The following is a 17,034-nucleotide window of genomic DNA, read 5'->3' as shown; positions in this document are numbered from 1 at the left end:
CAAAGGGCCCGTCCTTCCAAGGATGAAACCGCAGGTCACACCCTAGTTAGAGACCGGACCCTTACACACTCAATGAAACACCCTCTGGTAGAAGAACGTGGACCGGGCAAGACCTGAGATCTCCAGGAGAACCGGCAGCGGGAAGTCAGCCTTGAGAGCGATGAGAGCCTGGACCCTCACCGTTGTTTCTGCGCCCTCAAGGCCCGCAATTTTCCCAGATAGGCCACTTCTGCCCGCAAACGCGCGTTCTCCCGCCGCAACTGCTCCAGTTCCGACGGCTCCGCGGGCGGCGGGGAGGCGGGCCTCCGGGGACGGCCCTTAGGCTTCGGACGCAAAGCATCCGCGCCCTCGCGACGATAAGCCCTCACCCACGTCTTCAACAGCACAGGCGAGGACAACCCAGCCTCCGCCGCCAGATCCGGGGCCGTCTCACCCGCGAGGAACCGTTCCACCAACTCAAGCTTGAATTCAAAGGAGTACGACTTCTTAGTCGGCTTGGTCACCAACGCTCCCTGACCATGGATCCTCCACCGCCGATACAACCTCTTGACCGGCCAACGTGACACGCCCAGCATCGTGGCTGTCGCCGTATCTGCAAGGCCTTTCTCAAACCACGCTACAGCGGCCTCGCGCTGGACCTCGGACAACGAACTACGTGCATCCATAAAAAAGCTGCTCCCCGGGAGTCAGAACTGAATTCTCAGTCCAACTTCCGGGGAGCAGTTCAAAGGGAGGGCGCTCTATTTGTTTCGCGAGACCTGCTATTCGGCGTCGTGGTCGGTTTCAAGGATCTTGACGAGCTTGTCGAGGGCTTCGTCGGCGCCGGTGCCTTCGGCGCGCAGCACGACGACGTCGCCCTGTGCTGCGCCGAGGCTCATGAGGGACAGGATCGAGGCGGCGTCCATCGCGTCCTCGGCAGGTTCGCCCTGGCGTGCGATGGTGACCTCGAGGTCGAGTTCGCCGGCGGCTTCGGCGAAGATCGCGGCGGGGCGGGCGTGCAGGCCGACGCGGCTGGCGATGGTGGCGGTGCGTTCGCTCATGGTGGTTCTCCTTGCTGGTTCGGTGGTTTGTGGTTAAAGGCCGTGTTCTTAAAGGCCGAGGTCGTTCAGGACGGGCAGCTGCTCGCGGACCGCGGAACGTGCGGCGGCCGCGCTGGGAGCGCCGAGGGCCAGGGCGGCGAGCTGTTGCGCCTGGGCCAGGGTGACGGTTTTGAGCACCGCGGCAACGGAAGCCAGGGCGCGCGGGGACATCGAGAGCGTAGCGACCCCCAGCCCGATCAGCACGGCAGCCAGGGCGGGATCTGCAGCCGCCTCACCGCAGACACCGACCGGCTTGGCGGTGCCGTTGTTGGCCGCGGCGGTGGCGGCGCCGTCGGCGGTGAGCTTGACGAGATGCAGCACCGCCGGCTGCCAAGGGTCGTTCAACGTCGCCAGGGGGCCGAGCTGCCGGTCGGCGGCCATGGCGTACTGGGTGAGGTCGTTGGTGCCGAGCGAGGCGAAGGAAACCTCCGACAGGACCGTCGCGGCGGTGAGCGCTGCCGAGGGGACCTCGACCATCACGCCGGGGGTCTTCAGCCCGGCGTCTGCACAGAGCGCGGCGAAGCGGGCGGCCTCCTCGGCGGTGGAGATCATGGGGGCCATGACCCACACCTCGGCCTCGTGGGCGGCTTCGGCGGCCGCGATGGCCTCAAGCTGGCGTTGCAGGACCCCGGGCGAGGTGAGGTCGGTGCGGTAGCCGCGGACACCGAGGGCCGGGTTGGGCTCATCGGCGTTGGTGAGGAAGGGCAGCGGCTTGTCGGCTCCGGCGTCGAGGGTGCGGACCACTACCTTCTTCCCGGGGAACGCGGCGAACACGGCCCCGTAGGCGGCGATTTGTTCGTCCACGGTGGGTTCGGTGTCACGGTCCAGGAAGCAGAACTCGGTGCGCAGCAGCCCGACGCCCTCGGCGCCGGCGCCGGCGGCCTTGACCGCGTCCGCGCCGGTGCCGACGTTGGCCAGCAGGGGAACCCGATAGCCGTCGGCAAGGGTGTTGTCCCCGGTGAACGCGGCCAGGGTGCTTGCCTGGGTGGCCCAGGCCTTCGCCGCGATGCGCAGATCCTCGGACGGCTCGGTGGTGATGGTCCCGGCGGCGCCGTCGACATAAAGCTCAGTGCCGTCGTCGATATCGTCCACGCCGGGAGCGGCGACGACGGCGGGCAGGCCCAGCGCGCGGGCCAGGATCGCGGTGTGCGACTGGGGTCCGCCGCCGGAGGTGATCAGGGCGATCACCTTCGCCGGGTCCAGGGTGGCGGTATCCGCCGGGGCCAAGTCCTCGGCGGCCAGGATGAACGGCTCCTCGGAAGCCGGGATGCCCGGGGCGGGCAGGCCGCGCAGTTCAGAGACGATCCGGGCGCGCACGTCCAGGACGTCCGCCACCCGCTCGGCCATGTACCCGCCGAGGCCCTTCAGGGTATCGGCCACCGTGGCGGCGGCTTCCCAGACGGCGCGCTCGGCAGTACGCGCGCCGCCGGGGGTTTCAGGCTTGAGCAGCTTGATCGCGGACTTGACCAGCATGGGGTCCGCCGCCATCAGGGCCGTTGCTTCGAGGACTTCCTTGCCTTCCCCGTTGGCGCCGGCGGCCCGTTCGCGCAGTTCCGCCTGGACAGCCTTGGCCGCATCCTTGATGCGCTGCGCCTGCGACTCGACGGTCACATCCGCCGGGATGTTCACGTTCGCGTGGGGTTCCTGCACCGGCTTGGGCATCTGCCGTACGGGACCCAGAACCCGGCCCGGGGCGACACCAACACCTGAAAAGGTCTGCATGGATTAGTCCTCTAGTTGCTTTCTAACGGCGTTGTCAGGCTGCTGCCGCAACAGTATCAACGGTCCTCTTCACTGCCCAGCGCTTGAGGGCGATGAGCAGGAGCGCCGTAACGACGACGCCGACAGCAATCGACAGCAGGAACAGGAAGAAGTTGTCGATGGCGAACCCTACGAACACGCCGCCGTGCGGAGCCTTCGAGCCGACCGCGAAGGCCATGGACAGGGCGCCGGTCACGGCACCGCCCACCATGCTGGCGGGGATGACGCGCAGCGGGTCGGCGGCTGCGAACGGGATGGCGCCTTCGGAGATGAAGGACAGGCCCAGCAGCCAGGCCGCCTTGCCGTTTTCGCGTTCTGCCAGCGAGAAGCCCTTCTTGTCCAGGACGGTGGAGGCGAGGGCCATGGCCAGCGGGGGAACCATGCCTGCGGCCATCACGGCGGCCATGATCTGCCAGGGAGCCTGGTTGGTCACGGATGCGGCACCCAGGCCGGCGACGGCGAAGGAGTAGGCCACCTTGTTGACGGGACCGCCGAGGTCGAAGCACATCATGAGGCCGAGGATGATGCCAAGCAGGATGGCGCCGGCGCCGGTGAGGCCGGAAAGGCCATCGTTCAGGGCCGTCGTCAGTTGAGCGATCGGGCCGCCGAGGACCAGGAACATCAGACCGGACGCGACCAGGGAGGCGAGGAGCGGGATGATGACCACGGGCATGAGGCCGCGCAGCCAGCGGGCCACGTTGAGCTTGCCGAGCTGGTGGGCGATGTAGCCGGCCAGCAGGCCGCCGACGATGCCGCCCAGGAAGCCTGCGCCCATGAAGCCGGAGACGGCGCCTGCCACGAAACCGGGGGCGATGCCGGGCCGGTCAGCGATGGCGTAGGCGATGTAGCCGGCCAGTGCGGGGACCAGGAAGCCGAGGGACAGTGCGCCGATCTTGAACAGCACCGCGCCGAGGTAGGCACCCAGCGGTCCCCAGGCCAGGGCCGGGTATTCGGTGGGCAGGTTGGCAAGGTTGTTCTCGGCGAGCATCTTGTCGGCGAAGCCGGTGATGTCGTAGCCGCCCAGGAGGAAGCCCAGGGCGATCAACAGGCCGCCGCCGGCCACGAACGGAATCATGTAGGAGACACCGGTGAGGAGCGCCCTCTTCAGCTTCTGGCCGATGTGCTCGCCCTTCTCCGCGGCTTCCCGCTCTGCCAGGTCCTCGGCGCCTGCGTGCGGAACGCGGTGTGCGTTCGGGTCCTCGATGGCGGCGAGGGCTTCGTGCACCATCTTCTCGGGCTCGTCGATGCCGCGCTTGACCGGGGCGTTGATCACCGGTTTGCCGGCGAAGCGCTCCTTGCCGCGGACGTCGACGTCGACGGCGAAGATCACGGCGTCCGCCGCGGCGATCACTGCCGGGTCCAGCGGCTTGGCGCCGGAGGATCCCTGGGTTTCCACCTGCAGGTCAACGCCGATTTCCTTGGCTGCCGCCACCAGCGAGTCGGCGGCCATGTAGGTGTGGGCAATGCCCGTGGGGCAAGCGGTGACAGCGACAATGCGCTTCGGGCCGATGGGGCCACCGGTTCCGCCGATCGGGGCCGGGGCAGCACCCGGTGCTGCGAAGGAACCCGCGCCGGCAGCGGCAGCGGCGGGCACCGTCACTGCTTCGGCAATGTGGGCGGCAGGCTTGTCGGCGAGGGCAGCGTCCACCAGCTCCACGATCTCCTGGGGAGTGGATGCAGCGCGCAGTGCCGCGGTGAAGTCCTTCTTGATGAGGGAACGGGCCAGCTTGGAGAGCAGCTTCAAGTGCTCCTGGTCGGCACCGTCCGGGGCGGCGATGAAGAAGATGAGGTCCGCCGGGCCGTCCTTGGCACCGAAGTCCACCTTCTGGGACAGGCGGGCCATGGCCAGCGACGGAACCGTCACGGCCGCGGAGCGGCAGTGCGGGATCGCAATGCCGCCGGGCACGCCTGTGGCGGTTTTGGACTCGCGGGCGAAGGCGTCGGTGAACAGGCCTTCCACCTCGGTGGCGCGGCCGGCGTCGGTCACTTTGCCTGCGAGGAAACGGATGACGTCGGCGGGGGCCTCGCCGAGGTTCTGGTCGAGGGCGACCAATTGGGGGGTGATGAGCTCTGTCACTGTTAGTCCTTCGGAAGGGCCGTGATGGTTACGGCGTCGGGAGTTGTTTGGTGGACTGCCGGGACAGTGGAGCCCGGCAGCGAAGCAGCGGCGGCACCGTGTGCCACAGCCTGACGGAGGCAGTCCTGCGGGGTGCCGCCCTGCGTGGCGGCCAGCAGGTAGCCGGCAAGGGAGGAATCGCCGGCACCCACGGTGCTGACGGCTTGGATCGGCGGATGCGTGGCGAGCCACGCGCCGTCGGCGGTTACCAGGACGGCGCCCTTGGAACCGAGTGTTGCAAGGACCGTTCCCACACCGGAGCCGACGACGGCGGCCGCGGCCCGGGCGGCCAGGCCCGGATCCGCTTCCAGTTCTTCGGCGGTGTGGTGGTCCGTGAAGCCGGCCGCGGCGGCCAGTTCGGCCAGTTCCTCCGCGTTCGGTTTCAGCAGGTCCGGCCTGCCGTCCCCGCGTCCGCTGACCGCCGCCGCCAGCGGAGTGCCGGAGGAGTCGATCGCGATAAGGGGGGCTCCGCTGTCGTCCACGCTACGGAGGCGCGCGGCCACCGTGGCGTAGAAGTCCGCCGGAACTCCCGGGGGGAGGGAGCCGGCCAGGACCACCCAGCTGGCGCCCTGCGAACGCTCCAGCAGCAGCCCGATCAGGGCTTCCTGCTGCTCAGCGCTCAGTTCCGGGCCGGGTTCGTTGATCTTGGTGGTCACGCCGTCCGGCTCGGTGAGGGTTACGTTGCTGCGCAACGGCTCGGCGATCGGCAGGGCCGCGAACGGCACCTTGTCCTCCCGCAGGCCGCTGAGCACGGGGTCGGTCTCGCCGCCCGGCAGGACCGCTACGGTGTCCAGGCCGGACGCCACCAGGGCGCGGGAGACGTTGACGCCCTTGCCGCCCGAATGCTGGTGGACGGCGACGGCGCGCTGCACTTCGCCGCGGACCAGGGCGGCGGGGAGCTCGACCGTGCGGTCGAGGCTGGGGTTGGCAGTCAGTGTGACGATCATGCGAGCACGACATCCACACCGGCTTCGGCCAGGGCGGCCGAGAGCTCTCCAGAGGGTTCGGTGTCAGTAATCACGGTGTCTACATCTTTCAGGGCGGCGAATTGGACGAGGGTTTCCGCGTCCAGCTTGGAAGAATCCGCCAGCACGACCACGCGGCGTGCGGCGGTGACGAAAGCGGCCTTGACGGCTGCTTCTTCGGGATCCGGAGTGCTGAACCCGAACGTTGCGTGGATGCCGTTGGCGCCCACGAAGGCGATGTCCGGCCGGAGCCGGGAAGCGGAATCCACCGTGGATTGCCCGACGGCGGCCTGGGTGAGTCCGCGGACGCGGCCACCGAGGATCTGCAGCGCGATGCCCGGATTGCCGGAGAGCCGGGCGGCGATGGGGATGGCGTGGGTGATGACCACCAGTTCCCCGCTGTCGCTGTTGCCGGCGCCGCCGGTGCTGCCTCGCTGTGAGGCGAGGAGGCCGGCGAGGGTTTCGGTGGTGGAGCCAGCGTCCAGGAGGATGCTTCCGGCGGAGTCCTCGGGGATCATGGCGAGTGCGGCCTGGGCGATGCGGAGCTTCTCCTGCTGGCGCTGGACGGCCCGCTCGCCCACGCTTTCTTCGCGGGTGCTCAGCCGGTCCGAGGGAACGGCGCCGCCATGGACCCGGCGAAGGCTGCCGGCGGATTCAAGGGCGGCGAGGTCCCGGCGGACGGTTTCGGTGGTGATGCTGAAGCGTTCGGCGAGGTCGGTGACGCTGACCCGGCCGAGCTCGGCGACGAGTCCGGAGATCAGTTGCTGGCGCTCCTCAGCGAACACATACCCTCCATTGCGTACTAGCAGGTTCCCGGCTGGTGACCACGATCACATGATGTGGAATTGCTTGACTCTATCTTTGTTCGTGTGGGTATGTCAATAAAAAACAACACAAACAAAGATCGCCGGGCGTGGCGGGTGAGGGCGGCGTAACGCGGATGTGATGTTGGCGGGGGTTCGGGGTTTAGCGCGTGCTGGATTCCCGGATGATGAAGCGGCCGTCGATGCCGCCGCCGTGCTCGTCCCGCTTGGGGGTGCCGCCCAGCTGTTCCACGAGGGTGGCGATGGCCGCGCGGGCCGTCGCTTCGGGCATCAGGTCCATGGCCGTGATGGGCGGGGTGCTGTTACGGGTCTGCTCCGAATCCGAGCCGGCCACCAGGAGGAAGTCGCCGGGGGTGGAGATTCCGGCTTCGGCCAGCCTCGCCTGCAGGCCCGCGGCATGGCGGCCCGTGAGGCAGTAGGCGGCGTCGGGTCGGTCGAGCATGGCCAGGAGCTGCTCGCCGAGGATCCTGCCGCCGGCGGTTCCGCTGGTTTCCTGCTGCACCAGCACCACGGGCTCCTGCTGCCGTTCCGCGCACCATTCCCGGTAGCGCTTCTCCGTGAGGATGTTCCAGTGGTTGCGGTCGGTCCCGACGGCGATCGCCACCTTGCGTGCGCCGTTGTCCGCGAGGTGGTCGAGCACCTCCGCGCGTGGGCCAGGCTGATCCGGCCCTGAGCCAACGCGTGGAACGTGGCGGGGAAGCGGTCCAAAAGCTCCACGGCTTGGCCCATCTGCCGCTGGATCGTGCGGTCGTTCGCCCGGGTCGCCGTCGCGATCTCGGCCGCGACGGCACGGTGGGCGAGCTCCGCTGCGTCCCACCGCGCACCCTTGAACCCGGCCGGCGCGGCGCCGTCGTCGTCCTTGCCGCCGTCGTCCTTGCCGCCGTCGTCCTTGTCCTCCGCGGCCATCACCTCCGCCACCCGGGACGCGATGGCCAGCGTGTACTCACGCAACGCCTGCAAACCGGCAATCGCCGACTCCACCGACTCCAAGGTGGAGACCAGCCCGTCCAGCAGGTCCAACGGGTCGAACGCCGCAGCAGGCTGCGGCGTCCTTCCGTTGACGCTAGTGGTGATCTCCATGAACCCATCACATCATCAGGCTGTGTCATTTTTAGGGCGCTGGGTCTCCGCTGCCCGAATCGTCCACGATCCAGGCGAAGGCGCGCCTCCGCACCAGCCCGCACGCCCGCCCGACGCCCCGCGACCCCTACCCCACAATCCGGCGCCCCGAAGCGTCCAGGCGGATGCCCAAGTGCTTCGGGGTGCGCAGCACGATCGAGCGGTCCACGATCTCGGCGAAGGGCAGCCGCTCGCCGAGGTGCCGCTCGAGGAGGGTGATGTCCTCGATCCGGCGCAGCCACACGGCCACCACCAGCGAGTAGTTGCCCACCGTGGTGGTGACAAGCCGGACCTCGTCCAGGCCCACCAGCTTCCCGGCCACCGACCCCACCTGGGTTGCCGGCACCCGCATGAAGAACCACACATACACCGGCCACCCCGAATACGGCCGGGCCACCTCAAGCCTGATGACCACGCGCTGCTGGGCGAGGACCGTGCTGAGCGCGCTCCGGGCACGGGCCTGGCTGATGCCCAGTTCGCCGGAAATCCTGGACACGGAGGCCCGCGCATCCGCACGCAGGATCCGGAGCAGGCCGTCCTCGATGTCCGCCGGAACCCTGGACAGGAGCTCCTTCGGCGGCGCCACGGCCCGTTCCAGCGCGTTGACCTCGCCCGCGTTCAGGGAGCGCAGGCGCCACACCTGGGCGTCGGCCACCACCTGGATGGAGCGGTGCGTGCGCATGCTGCGGATGCCTTCCACGGTGGACAGCCGGTCGAGCACATAGCGGGACAGTTCGGCGTCGTTCCGGCAGACCAGGGTGACCACCATGTCGCGCCCACCCGCCGTCAGGTCGATCGTGAGCACTTCGGGATCGTTGGCCAGTTCCTCCGTCGCCGGGGCCATGCTCGACGGCGCGCACTCGATTTCCAGGAATGCCGTCACCACCCCACGCCCCGCGCCCTGGTAGCAGCCGATCCAGGCCAGGCCCTGTTCCTGCAGTTGTTCCCAGCGCCGGGCCAGCGTCACGGGGTCCGCTCCGACCGCCGGCGCCAGGGTGGCCCACGGTGCGCGCGGGCGGACCTGCAGGGCATGCAGCAGGCGGAGATCGCGTTCATCGAAATCGATATCCTGCATTTCAACTCTCAGTTTTCTGAATTTCCTGCATATTCGAGGCGCTGTGATGCGCGTTATATAGCTTATAAGCCCATCCGGTTTCCATCCCCAGTCCCCAGCAAGGAAATCCCATGACTTCAACCACTCTCCTCGCGGCCCCCAAGCGCACCAGGGGTTCTTTGGCGTGGCTCTGGCCCATCGGCGGGCTCGCGCTGCTGATCGCGACGCTGAGCCAGATCGTCGGCCCCATGGTCATTCCCGTGGGTTTTGCCGCCATCACCATCCTGCCGATGGTGTGGGGCATCCTTGCCGGCGGCATCGTCTCCTCGCAGAAGTTCCGCCCGCTGCCCAGGAACTTCCAGTCCGCCGCCGGGTCCCTGATGGGTGTTTCCGTCCTCATCCTGGTGGGCAGCCTGGCCTTCACCATGGGCCCGAACCTCCCACTGCTCTTCCGGGCGGGTCCGGCCCTGCTGCTGCAGGAAATCGGCCACCTGCTGGGCACGCTGATCCTCGCGCTTCCGCTGGCCGTCATGCTCAAGATGGGCCCGGCAACGATCGGCGCCACGTTCTCCATTGACCGGGAGGGCTCCTTCGCCATGGTCAGCGAAAAATACGGCACCGATTCCCATCCGTACCGTGGCGTCCTCTCCATGTACGTCTTCGGCACCATCTTCGGCGCAGTCTTCATCTCCCTGCTCGCATCCATCACGGCCTCCCTCGGGATCTTCGACCCGCTCGCCCTGGCCATGGGCGCCGGCGTCGGCTCGGGCTCCATGATGGCCGCCGGCGCGGCGAGCGTTGCCGCCCAGTTCCCTGAGTTGAAGGAACAGATCTTCGCCGTCGCGGGCACCTCGAACATCATCACCAGCCTGCTGGGCGTGTACGTCGGCATCTGGATCGCCTTGCCGCTCGCGGACAAGATGTACCATGCACTCATCCGCCGCTTCCCGCACCTCGGCGCCGCAGCCAATGCCAACACCGCGACGGCGAACGCCAACAACGCGGCCGACCTTGCCGCCGTCGAGACCGCCGCCGTCGAGTCCGCCTCCGCGGAGGCCGACAGCGAAGGCCGCGGCCCCGTGCGGGTTCCGCTCTACATCGCGATGCCAGTTCTTACCGTGATCGGCGTCTTCATCGCCTCGATCGCCGCGGGCGGTTTCTCGTGGAACATCGTGGGTGGCTACCTCATCATCGACGCCCTCCTGCTGGCGGGCATGGGCCTGTCCAAGCTGTGCTCCGGCAAGGTGCCCAGCATGGTCTTCATCATCACCCTCGGCGCCCTGGCCTCCAGCCCCGTCTCGCCGTTCGCCAAGGTCCTCATCACCATGGTCACCAGCGTCAACTTCCTCTCCATCTGCACCGTGGTGCTCACGGTCGCCGGCCTGAGCCTGGGCAAGGACATCCCGCTGCTGCGCCGCATCGGCTGGCGGATTGTCCCGGTGGGCCTGGTCGCCATCGCCTCCTCGTACCTCTTCTCCGTGGTCATCGCCCAGTTCACGCTCGGCCTCGGCACCCACTAAGAACCTCCCGAACCCGCCACACCCGAAAGGCAACCATGTCAAGCCAAGCCATCGCCGTCGCCGTCGACACCCTCAAGAAGGCAGCCTCCGGCACCATCGCCGCCTGGGAGGACCGCCTCCGCGAGGTCAGCCGGATCATCCACGACAACCCGGAACTGGCCTTCGAGGAACGGCTCGCCGCGGAAACCCTCGCCACCGTCGCCGAGGAGGCCGGCTTCGCCGTCGCACGCGGTGCCTACGGCATGGAAACCTGCTTCGAAGCGGTGCGCGGCTGCGGAGACTTCACGGTGGTGATCTGCGCCGAGTACGACGCGCTGCCGGAAATCGGGCACGCATGCGGCCACAACATCATCGCGACGGCGGGACTCGGCGCCGCGCTCGCGCTCGGCGAAGTCGCGGACGAGCTCGGCCTGCGCGTGGTGCTGCTCGGCACCCCGGCGGAGGAGCACGGCGGCGGCAAGGCCCTGCTGCTCGAGGCTGGCGCCTGGGAGAAGGCCACGGTGTCCATGATGGTGCACGGCGCCACCGGCGAGGACCTCAGCTGCGCCATCACCCGCACCCAGGCCGTGGACCGGTTCGCCATCACCTTCAACGGCCGCGCCGCGCACGCTGCCGCCGCCCCGGACAAGGCCATCAACGCCGGCGACGCCGCCACCATCTCCCTCGTGGCTATCGGCCTGCTCCGCCAGCAGCTCGCCGACGGCATCCGCCTTAACGCCTTCGTGGAACGCGGCGGCGAGGTCACCAACATCATCCCGGCCCGCACGGTGGTCAGCGCCGAGGTCCGCGCGCACGACCTCGCCACCCTCGAGGACGCCAAGGAACGCATGCTGAACTGCTTCGCCGGCGGCGCCCTGGCCAGCGGCTGCACCTGGGAGGTCGCGCCCACCGAGCCGCGCTACGAGGACCTCGTCCAGAACATCCTGCTCGCCGAGGCCTGGGACCGGAACCTGACCGCGATGGGCCGCACCGTGGTGCAGACCAGCCGGCTCGGCGGCGGCTCCACCGACATGGGCAACGTGTCCCACGCGGTGCCGTCCATCCACCCGATGATCTCGGTGCTGGGCGCCAGCGGCGTTCCGCACACCGCCGAATTCGCCGCCGACGCCGGATCCCCCGCGGGCGAGCAGGCCGCCCTTGACGGCGCGCTCGGCATGGCCTGGACAACGATTGACACCGTCACCAACCCCGAAACCCGCGAGGCCCTCCTCGCGCTGCAGGCTGCCCGCCGCCCCGGCGCCACCCGCAGCCCCGCGCTCGGGTAGGGGATTCCCGCTCCACCGGACATGTCCATCGTTGGCGGCCAGGATTGGACATATCACTGACATGTCCACTCTTCGGGCTTGGCGGTGGACATGTCCGGTTGTGGACGGAGCTTCATCCCCTAGGCTGTCCCCATGAAGACCGTCCTCTGGTCCAAGCCCGAAAACGAGCGTGCGGGAACGCCGCTGTTGGTGATGATGCACGGCTACGGCACGGACGAGCAGCGCATGGCCAAGCTCTTCCCCGAACTGCCTGAGGAATTCACCTGCGCGGCCCTCCGCGGACCCATGGTGATCGGGGACGACTACGGCTGGTTCCTGCTGGACTACTTCCTAGCAAACGATTTCGCCGACGTCATCACGGCCGCCAACAAGGTGTTCGCCTGGATCGACTCGGTCAAAGGCAACCACAGCAGCGTGAGCCTGCTGGGCTACTCCCAGGGCATGGCCATGGCCAGCACCCTGCTGCGGCTTCGGCCCGGCGGCTTCAAGGCCACGGTGGGCCTGTCCGGCTTCGTGCTGGAGAACGAGCTGCTGTCCCTGAGCGAATCCTTCGACGCCCCGCCGCCGTTTTTCTGGGGCCGGGACAAGGCGGACCCCGTGATCAACGAGGACGCCGTCGAATACACCGCCGGCTGGCTGGACGAGAACACCGCCCTCACCGCCCGCACGTATCCCGGAATGGGCCACCGGATCGAGGCCATGGAACTGGCCGATGTGGGCACCTTCCTGCGCCACTACGTCCTGCGCTGAGCGGACCAACCGCCTGCGCTGAGCGGACCAACCGCCTGCGCTGAGCGGAGCAACCGCCTGCGCTGAGGTGAGCCCCGCGTAACACTGGCGACGCGTTTGTGCATCCCTTGATAGGCAAAATTGTAAACGCTTACAATCGCTCGATGCGGTGAGTCGCCGCAGCGCTGAACAAGCGTAGATCAAGCATGGAAAGGGTTGAGGCCGTGTTGCATGGTTAGTGCCCAGCGCGCCACCATCCAGGACGTTGCTGTCCTCTCGGGATTGTCCATTTGCACGGTTTCCCGGGCCCTGCGCAATTTGCCCAATGTGTCCGAAAAAGCCCACCGCAAGGTTGCCGAAGCGGCCGGGAAGCTCGGCTACCGGGCTTCCCCCGCCGCCGCCCGGCTGGCCGGCGGAAGCACCGGCTCCATCGCCATCATCGCCCCCACAGCCACGGCTTGGTTTTTCGCCCAGGCGGTGGAAGCGGCCGAAGAAGTCTTCGCCGACGGCGGCCATGACACCGTGCTGCTCAGCCTCCGCAACAATGCGGAGGTCCGGACCCGTGTGTTCGCGGACCTCGCCGCCCTGCGCCAGCGGGTGGACGGGGTGCTGCTGCTCAACGTGGACCTGGATGCCGATGAGATCGATGCCCTCGCAGGATCCGGCTTGGCTGTTGCCAGCGTTGGAATGAGCGGGGTCCCTTGGGATAACGTGGGTATTGACGACGAACACGCCGCCTGGGCCGCCACCTCCCACCTGCTGGAGCTGGGCCACTGGGATCTGGCGGTGCTCTCCGGCCGGGAACTGGGCGGGCATTCCGTCCGAACCAGCAACAACCGCCTCGACGGTTTCAGCCGTGCCTTGTCCGAGCACCACCTCACCGTCCACCCGGATCTGGTGATCAACGCCGGTTCCTCCATTGAGGGCGGGCGGAGCGCCATGACCGAGCTCATCGCACACCGCGGACTGCCCAGCGCCCTCTTCGCCGACTGCGACGAGATCGCCTTCGGAGCCCTGATGGCGTTGCGCGAGCACGGACTGGGCGCCCCGAAGGACGTGTCCGTGATCGGGATCGACGACCACCCCATGAGCTGGTTCCTCGGCCTGAGCACGGTGGCGCAGCCCGTCGCGGACCAGGGCGCCTTCGCGGCGAACTTGCTCTGCGAACGCCTGCTGAACCCGGAGCAGGACCACGCCCCCACCAGCCACTTCCTCGACACCAAACTCATCGAACGCAAGACCACCCGCCGCAACCGCCGAACGGACAAGAACCATGACTGAATCCCACGCAGCCCTGAGCTCCACCTGGACGGGCGCCTCGGCCCTGCTGTTCGACCTCGACGGCGTGCTGACGCCCACCGCCGTGGTGCACGAACAGGCCTGGCAGGAACTGTTCGACGGCTACCTCGCCGAGACCGGCCACGCCGGAGCGGACGGAACAGGCGGCTACCAGGAAAGCGACTACTTCGACTTCATCGACGGCAAGCCGCGCTTCAACGGTGTGCGGGACTTCCTCGCCTCCCGCGGCATCACCCTGCCCGAGGGCCCCACGGACGACGCCCCGGACAGCCCCACCGTGCAGGGCCTTGGCAACCGCAAGAACCTGATCTTCAATGAAATTGTGTCCACCCGCGGGGTGGAGCCCTACGCCGGCTCCGTCCGTTTCATCCACGCCGCACTGGAGCGCGGACTCAAGCTCGCCGTCGTCTCCTCCTCCCGGAACGCCCCGGCGGTACTCAAGGCCGCCGGACTGGACGGCTATTTCCCGGTGGTGGTCGACGGCCAAGTGGCGGCCGCCGTCGGGCTTCCCGGCAAACCGGACCCGGCCACCTTCGACTACGCGGCGCGCCTGCTGGACGTCCCGGCGGACGAGTGCATCGTGGTGGAGGACGCGGTGTCCGGCGTACAGGCCGGCAGCGCCGGCAACTTCCGGGCGGTGATCGGCGTGGACCGCGGCGCGGGCCGCCAGACCCTGCTCGACGCCGGGGCCACCTTCGTGGTGGACGACCTCGACGACCTCCTCTGAACCCCCAAGTTCTGAACCCCCAAGCTCCGAATCTCCCCAAGCTCCGAATCTCCCCAACCATCTCCTTTCGAAAAGGCACCTCCCCATGGCACTCATCAGCTCCGACCGGCTGCGCTTCCCTTGCGAACCGTGGAAGCTCGTGGAATCGATCCATGTCCCCGGCGACGCCGGCACCCTTGAAACCCTCTTCAGCCTCGGCAACGGCCACCTCGGAATCCGCGGCGGGCATTGGGCTCCGGCTGACGGCGACCTCCCGGGCACGTTCATCAACGGCTTCCACGAGATCTGGGACATCAAGCACGCCGAAAACGCCTACGGCTTCGCCCGCACCGGTCAACGGATTGTGTACATCCCGGACGCCAACAACTTCACCGTGATGATCGACGGCGAGCAGCTCTCCCTGGCTGAGTCCACCGTGCGCGACTACCGCCGTACCCTGGACTTCGCCACGGGCGTGTACGAATGTACCGTCACCTGGGAATGCCGCTCCGGCGCCGTGGTCACCACCGTCGAACGGCGCGTGGTGGGCTTCGAGTCCCGCGGCTGCCTCGGAATCGAATTCAGCCTGAGCTCCGACCGCACCGCCTCCGTGGACATCACCTCGTCCATCGTCAACCGGCAGGACCAGCCGGTGGAGGACCACTCTGCCCACGACCCCCGGCGCTCGGGCCGGCACGCGGGCAGGGTGCTGCGCCCGCTGCACCTGCAGGGCGCCGACGGCTCACTCCGCCTCGCCTGGGAAACCACGGAATCCCGGCAGCGCATCGGCATGGCCGTGGACCACTGGATGTCCCTGGACGGCCAGCCCTTCGAGACCGTGGTGGGGGAGGACGAGTCGACCGTCCGCTACGTCCTGGCAGTGAACGAGGGCGAGACCTTCCGCCTCGAGAAGAGCGTCAGCTACGTGGTCAGTGCGGTGGAGGACACCGTGGACGACCCGGGCGAAGCGCTCGCCGCGGAGGCGGAACTGCGCCTGGTTTCGCTGGAGACCCTGCTGGCCGAAAGCGCCGCCCACTACCGCAACTACTGGGCCACGGCGGACATCGTGATCGGCGGGCAGACCGACATGCAGCAGGCCGTGCGCTGGAACCTCTTCCAGCTGGCCCAGGCCACGGCACGGGCCGGCGTCGCGGGCATCCCGGCGAAGGGCGTGAGCGGCTCCGGCTACGAGGGGCACTACTTCTGGGACCAGGAGATCTACCTGCTGCCGTACCTGAGCTACACCAACCCGGCCGCGGCCCGCCAGGTCCTCGAATCGCGCCACGCCATGCTGCCCGACGCCCGGATCCGGGCGCAGGAGCTCAGCGTGGACGGCGCCCTGTTCCCGTGGCGCACCATCAACGGCCTCGAAGCCAGCGCCTACTACGCCGCCGGCACCGCCCAGTTCCACATCGCCGCGGCGATCGCCTTCGCCGCCAACCGCTACCAGTGGGCCAGCGGGGACACCGCATTCGCCAACGAGATCGGTGCCGAACTGCTGATCGAAACGGCCAGGATGTGGGCGTCCCTGGGCTTCTTCGGCAAGGACGGCATGTTCCACATCCACGGTGTCACCGGCCCTGACGAGTACACTGCCGTGGTCAACGACAACCTCTACACGAACGTCATGGCCCGCTTCAACCTGCGAGCCGCGGCCGAGCTGGAGCACCCGGGTGTGCTCGAGACAGATCGTATCATCTGGCGCCAGGCCGCCTCACGGATGGCCCTGCCGTACGACCCGCACATGGAGGTCCATTCCCAGGACAACGACTTCATGACCCTGGAGCCGTGGGACTGGAGCACCCCGCGGTCCAAGTACCCGCTGCTCCTGAACTTCCACCCGCTGGTGATCTACCGGCACCAGGTCCTCAAGCAGGCGGACACGGTGCTGGCGATGTTCCTGCAGTGGCAGGACTTCAGTCCGGAGGAAAAGCAGCGCGCCTTCGACTTCTACGACCCCATCACCACCGGTGACTCCACGCTGTCGGCGTGCGTCCAGGGCATCATGGCGGCCGAGGTGGGCTACTCCGACGTCGCCCTCAAGCACTTCACCGAGGCGTTGTTCATCGACCTGGACAACACCCACGCCAACACGGTGGACGGCGTGCACATCGCCTCCACCGGCGGGATCTGGAGCTCCTTGGTGTCCGGGTTCGCCGGCATGCGCGACCAGGGCGAGGTGCTGCATTTCGACCCCCGCCTGCCCGAGGAATGGGAGAGCCTGTCCTTCCGCCTGCGGCTCCGCGGCCAGGTGCTCGACGTCGAACTGCGGCCCGGCAGTATCGCCCTATCGGCCCGTCCGGACCGCTTCGATGGCGTGCCCGACGGCGGAATGTTCGACGGCGGCAGTGCGGCTTTGGCGGACGGCGCCACAGCGGCGGTTGCGGCTGGGCCGGGCGGCACCGGACTGGAGGTGAGCGTCCGCGGCCAGCGCGTCGTCGTCGGGCCCGAAACGGTCACGGTACCGCTCGAGGCGGTTCCGGTCCCGGTTCCGTCGGTCTTCCCGAGCATGTTCCCGACCGCGGGCGTCCCCGTGGTGGGAACGCTGGAGGGCTAAGACGCAAAGGCGCCGGTGCGGCTGGATTCCAGCCGCACCG

At 68.2% G+C, this 17,034-nt stretch carries 14 protein-coding genes; 6 read left to right on the top strand and 8 right to left on the bottom strand.

Translation table 11 applies throughout. From position 1 onward, the window contains the following. Positions 1-176: 176 nt before the first annotated feature. The 8 genes from D3654_RS06240 to D3654_RS20395 all read right to left on the bottom strand — a co-directional run bounded on the left by D3654_RS06240 (position 177) and on the right by D3654_RS20395 (position 8,939). Entirely contained in the window at positions 177-503 is a 327-nt protein-coding gene (locus tag D3654_RS06240; protein ID WP_162943645.1) for a helix-turn-helix domain-containing protein, read from the bottom strand. A 258-nt stretch (positions 504-761) separates the two neighbouring features. Further along, a complete protein-coding gene (locus D3654_RS06235; protein ID WP_120520655.1) occupies positions 762-1,040 on the bottom strand; it encodes an HPr family phosphocarrier protein in 279 nt (92 codons plus the stop codon). 48 nt (positions 1,041-1,088) lie between these two features. Continuing rightward, the gene (gene ptsP / locus D3654_RS06230) at positions 1,089-2,801 is read right to left on the bottom strand and encodes a phosphoenolpyruvate--protein phosphotransferase (protein WP_120520654.1); all 1,713 of its coding nucleotides are present in this window, start codon (positions 2,799-2,801) and stop codon (positions 1,089-1,091) included. Positions 2,802-2,835: 34 nt separating this feature from the next. Continuing rightward, positions 2,836-4,917 carry a PTS fructose transporter subunit IIABC gene (locus tag D3654_RS06225; protein WP_120520653.1) on the bottom strand — a complete coding sequence of 694 codons (2,082 nt, stop codon included), beginning with the start codon at positions 4,915-4,917 and terminating at the stop codon, positions 2,836-2,838. A 2-nt stretch (positions 4,918-4,919) separates the two neighbouring features. Continuing rightward, entirely contained in the window at positions 4,920-5,903 is a 984-nt protein-coding gene (locus tag D3654_RS06220; protein ID WP_120520652.1) for a 1-phosphofructokinase family hexose kinase, read from the bottom strand. Next, a complete protein-coding gene (locus D3654_RS06215; protein ID WP_120520651.1) occupies positions 5,900-6,706 on the bottom strand; it encodes a DeoR/GlpR family DNA-binding transcription regulator in 807 nt (268 codons plus the stop codon). The genes D3654_RS06220 and D3654_RS06215 overlap by 4 nt, the downstream gene beginning before the upstream one ends. A 181-nt stretch (positions 6,707-6,887) precedes the next feature. After that, complete coding sequence (locus D3654_RS20760) at positions 6,888-7,385, bottom strand: substrate-binding domain-containing protein (protein ID WP_245413109.1); 498 nt, start codon at positions 7,383-7,385, stop codon at positions 6,888-6,890. A 567-nt stretch (positions 7,386-7,952) separates the two neighbouring features. Beyond that, positions 7,953-8,939 carry an Lrp/AsnC family transcriptional regulator gene (locus D3654_RS20395; protein WP_162943643.1) on the bottom strand — a complete coding sequence of 329 codons (987 nt, stop codon included), beginning with the start codon at positions 8,937-8,939 and terminating at the stop codon, positions 7,953-7,955. Positions 8,940-9,049: 110 nt separating this feature from the next. Between D3654_RS20395 and D3654_RS06190 the strand changes: the two genes are divergently transcribed. The 6 genes from D3654_RS06190 to D3654_RS06165 all read left to right on the top strand — a co-directional run bounded on the left by D3654_RS06190 (position 9,050) and on the right by D3654_RS06165 (position 16,994). Continuing rightward, the gene (locus D3654_RS06190; protein WP_120520650.1) at positions 9,050-10,438 is read left to right on the top strand and encodes a DUF3100 domain-containing protein; all 1,389 of its coding nucleotides are present in this window, start codon (positions 9,050-9,052) and stop codon (positions 10,436-10,438) included. A 35-nt stretch (positions 10,439-10,473) separates the two neighbouring features. Next, positions 10,474-11,703, top strand: coding sequence for an amidohydrolase (locus D3654_RS06185; protein ID WP_120520649.1), 1,230 nt, complete (start codon positions 10,474-10,476; stop codon positions 11,701-11,703). Positions 11,704-11,835: 132 nt separating this feature from the next. Then, positions 11,836-12,453 carry an alpha/beta hydrolase gene (locus D3654_RS06180; protein ID WP_120520648.1) on the top strand — a complete coding sequence of 206 codons (618 nt, stop codon included), beginning with the start codon at positions 11,836-11,838 and terminating at the stop codon, positions 12,451-12,453. Between the two features lie 210 nt (positions 12,454-12,663). Then, positions 12,664-13,713: a LacI family DNA-binding transcriptional regulator gene (locus D3654_RS06175; RefSeq protein ID WP_120520647.1), complete on the top strand. Its 1,050-nt coding sequence runs from the start codon at positions 12,664-12,666 to the stop codon at positions 13,711-13,713. Beyond that, positions 13,706-14,458 carry an HAD family hydrolase gene (locus tag D3654_RS06170; RefSeq protein WP_120520646.1) on the top strand — a complete coding sequence of 251 codons (753 nt, stop codon included), beginning with the start codon at positions 13,706-13,708 and terminating at the stop codon, positions 14,456-14,458. The genes D3654_RS06175 and D3654_RS06170 overlap by 8 nt, the downstream gene beginning before the upstream one ends. A gap of 85 nt (positions 14,459-14,543) precedes the next feature. Continuing rightward, positions 14,544-16,994: a glycoside hydrolase family 65 protein gene (locus tag D3654_RS06165; RefSeq protein ID WP_120520645.1), complete on the top strand. Its 2,451-nt coding sequence runs from the start codon at positions 14,544-14,546 to the stop codon at positions 16,992-16,994. The last annotated feature ends 40 nt before the right edge of the window (positions 16,995-17,034 follow it).

It is taken from the genome of Arthrobacter celericrescens, assembly GCF_003614925.1.
Lineage (GTDB): Bacteria > Actinomycetota > Actinomycetes > Actinomycetales > Micrococcaceae > Arthrobacter > Arthrobacter celericrescens.
This window is presented reverse-complemented; position numbering and strand designations above follow the sequence as displayed.

Bases quoted from the DNA above. Each gene is read 5' to 3' on its own strand.
- D3654_RS20395 (WP_162943643.1), bottom strand. From the start codon at position 8,939: ATGCAGGATATCGATTTCGATGAACGCGATCTCCGCCTGCTGCATGCC.
- D3654_RS06190 (WP_120520650.1), top strand. From the start codon at position 9,050: ATGACTTCAACCACTCTCCTCGCGGCCCCCAAGCGCACCAGGGGTTCT.
- D3654_RS06170 (WP_120520646.1), top strand. From the start codon at position 13,706: ATGACTGAATCCCACGCAGCCCTGAGCTCCACCTGGACGGGCGCCTCG.
- D3654_RS06175 (WP_120520647.1), top strand. From the start codon at position 12,664: ATGGTTAGTGCCCAGCGCGCCACCATCCAGGACGTTGCTGTCCTCTCG.
- ptsP (WP_120520654.1), bottom strand. From the start codon at position 2,801: ATGCAGACCTTTTCAGGTGTTGGTGTCGCCCCGGGCCGGGTTCTGGGT.
- D3654_RS06235 (WP_120520655.1), bottom strand. From the start codon at position 1,040: ATGAGCGAACGCACCGCCACCATCGCCAGCCGCGTCGGCCTGCACGCC.
- D3654_RS06165 (WP_120520645.1), top strand. From the start codon at position 14,544: ATGGCACTCATCAGCTCCGACCGGCTGCGCTTCCCTTGCGAACCGTGG.
- D3654_RS06220 (WP_120520652.1), bottom strand. From the start codon at position 5,903: ATGATCGTCACACTGACTGCCAACCCCAGCCTCGACCGCACGGTCGAG.
- D3654_RS06185 (WP_120520649.1), top strand. From the start codon at position 10,474: ATGTCAAGCCAAGCCATCGCCGTCGCCGTCGACACCCTCAAGAAGGCA.
- D3654_RS06180 (WP_120520648.1), top strand. From the start codon at position 11,836: ATGAAGACCGTCCTCTGGTCCAAGCCCGAAAACGAGCGTGCGGGAACG.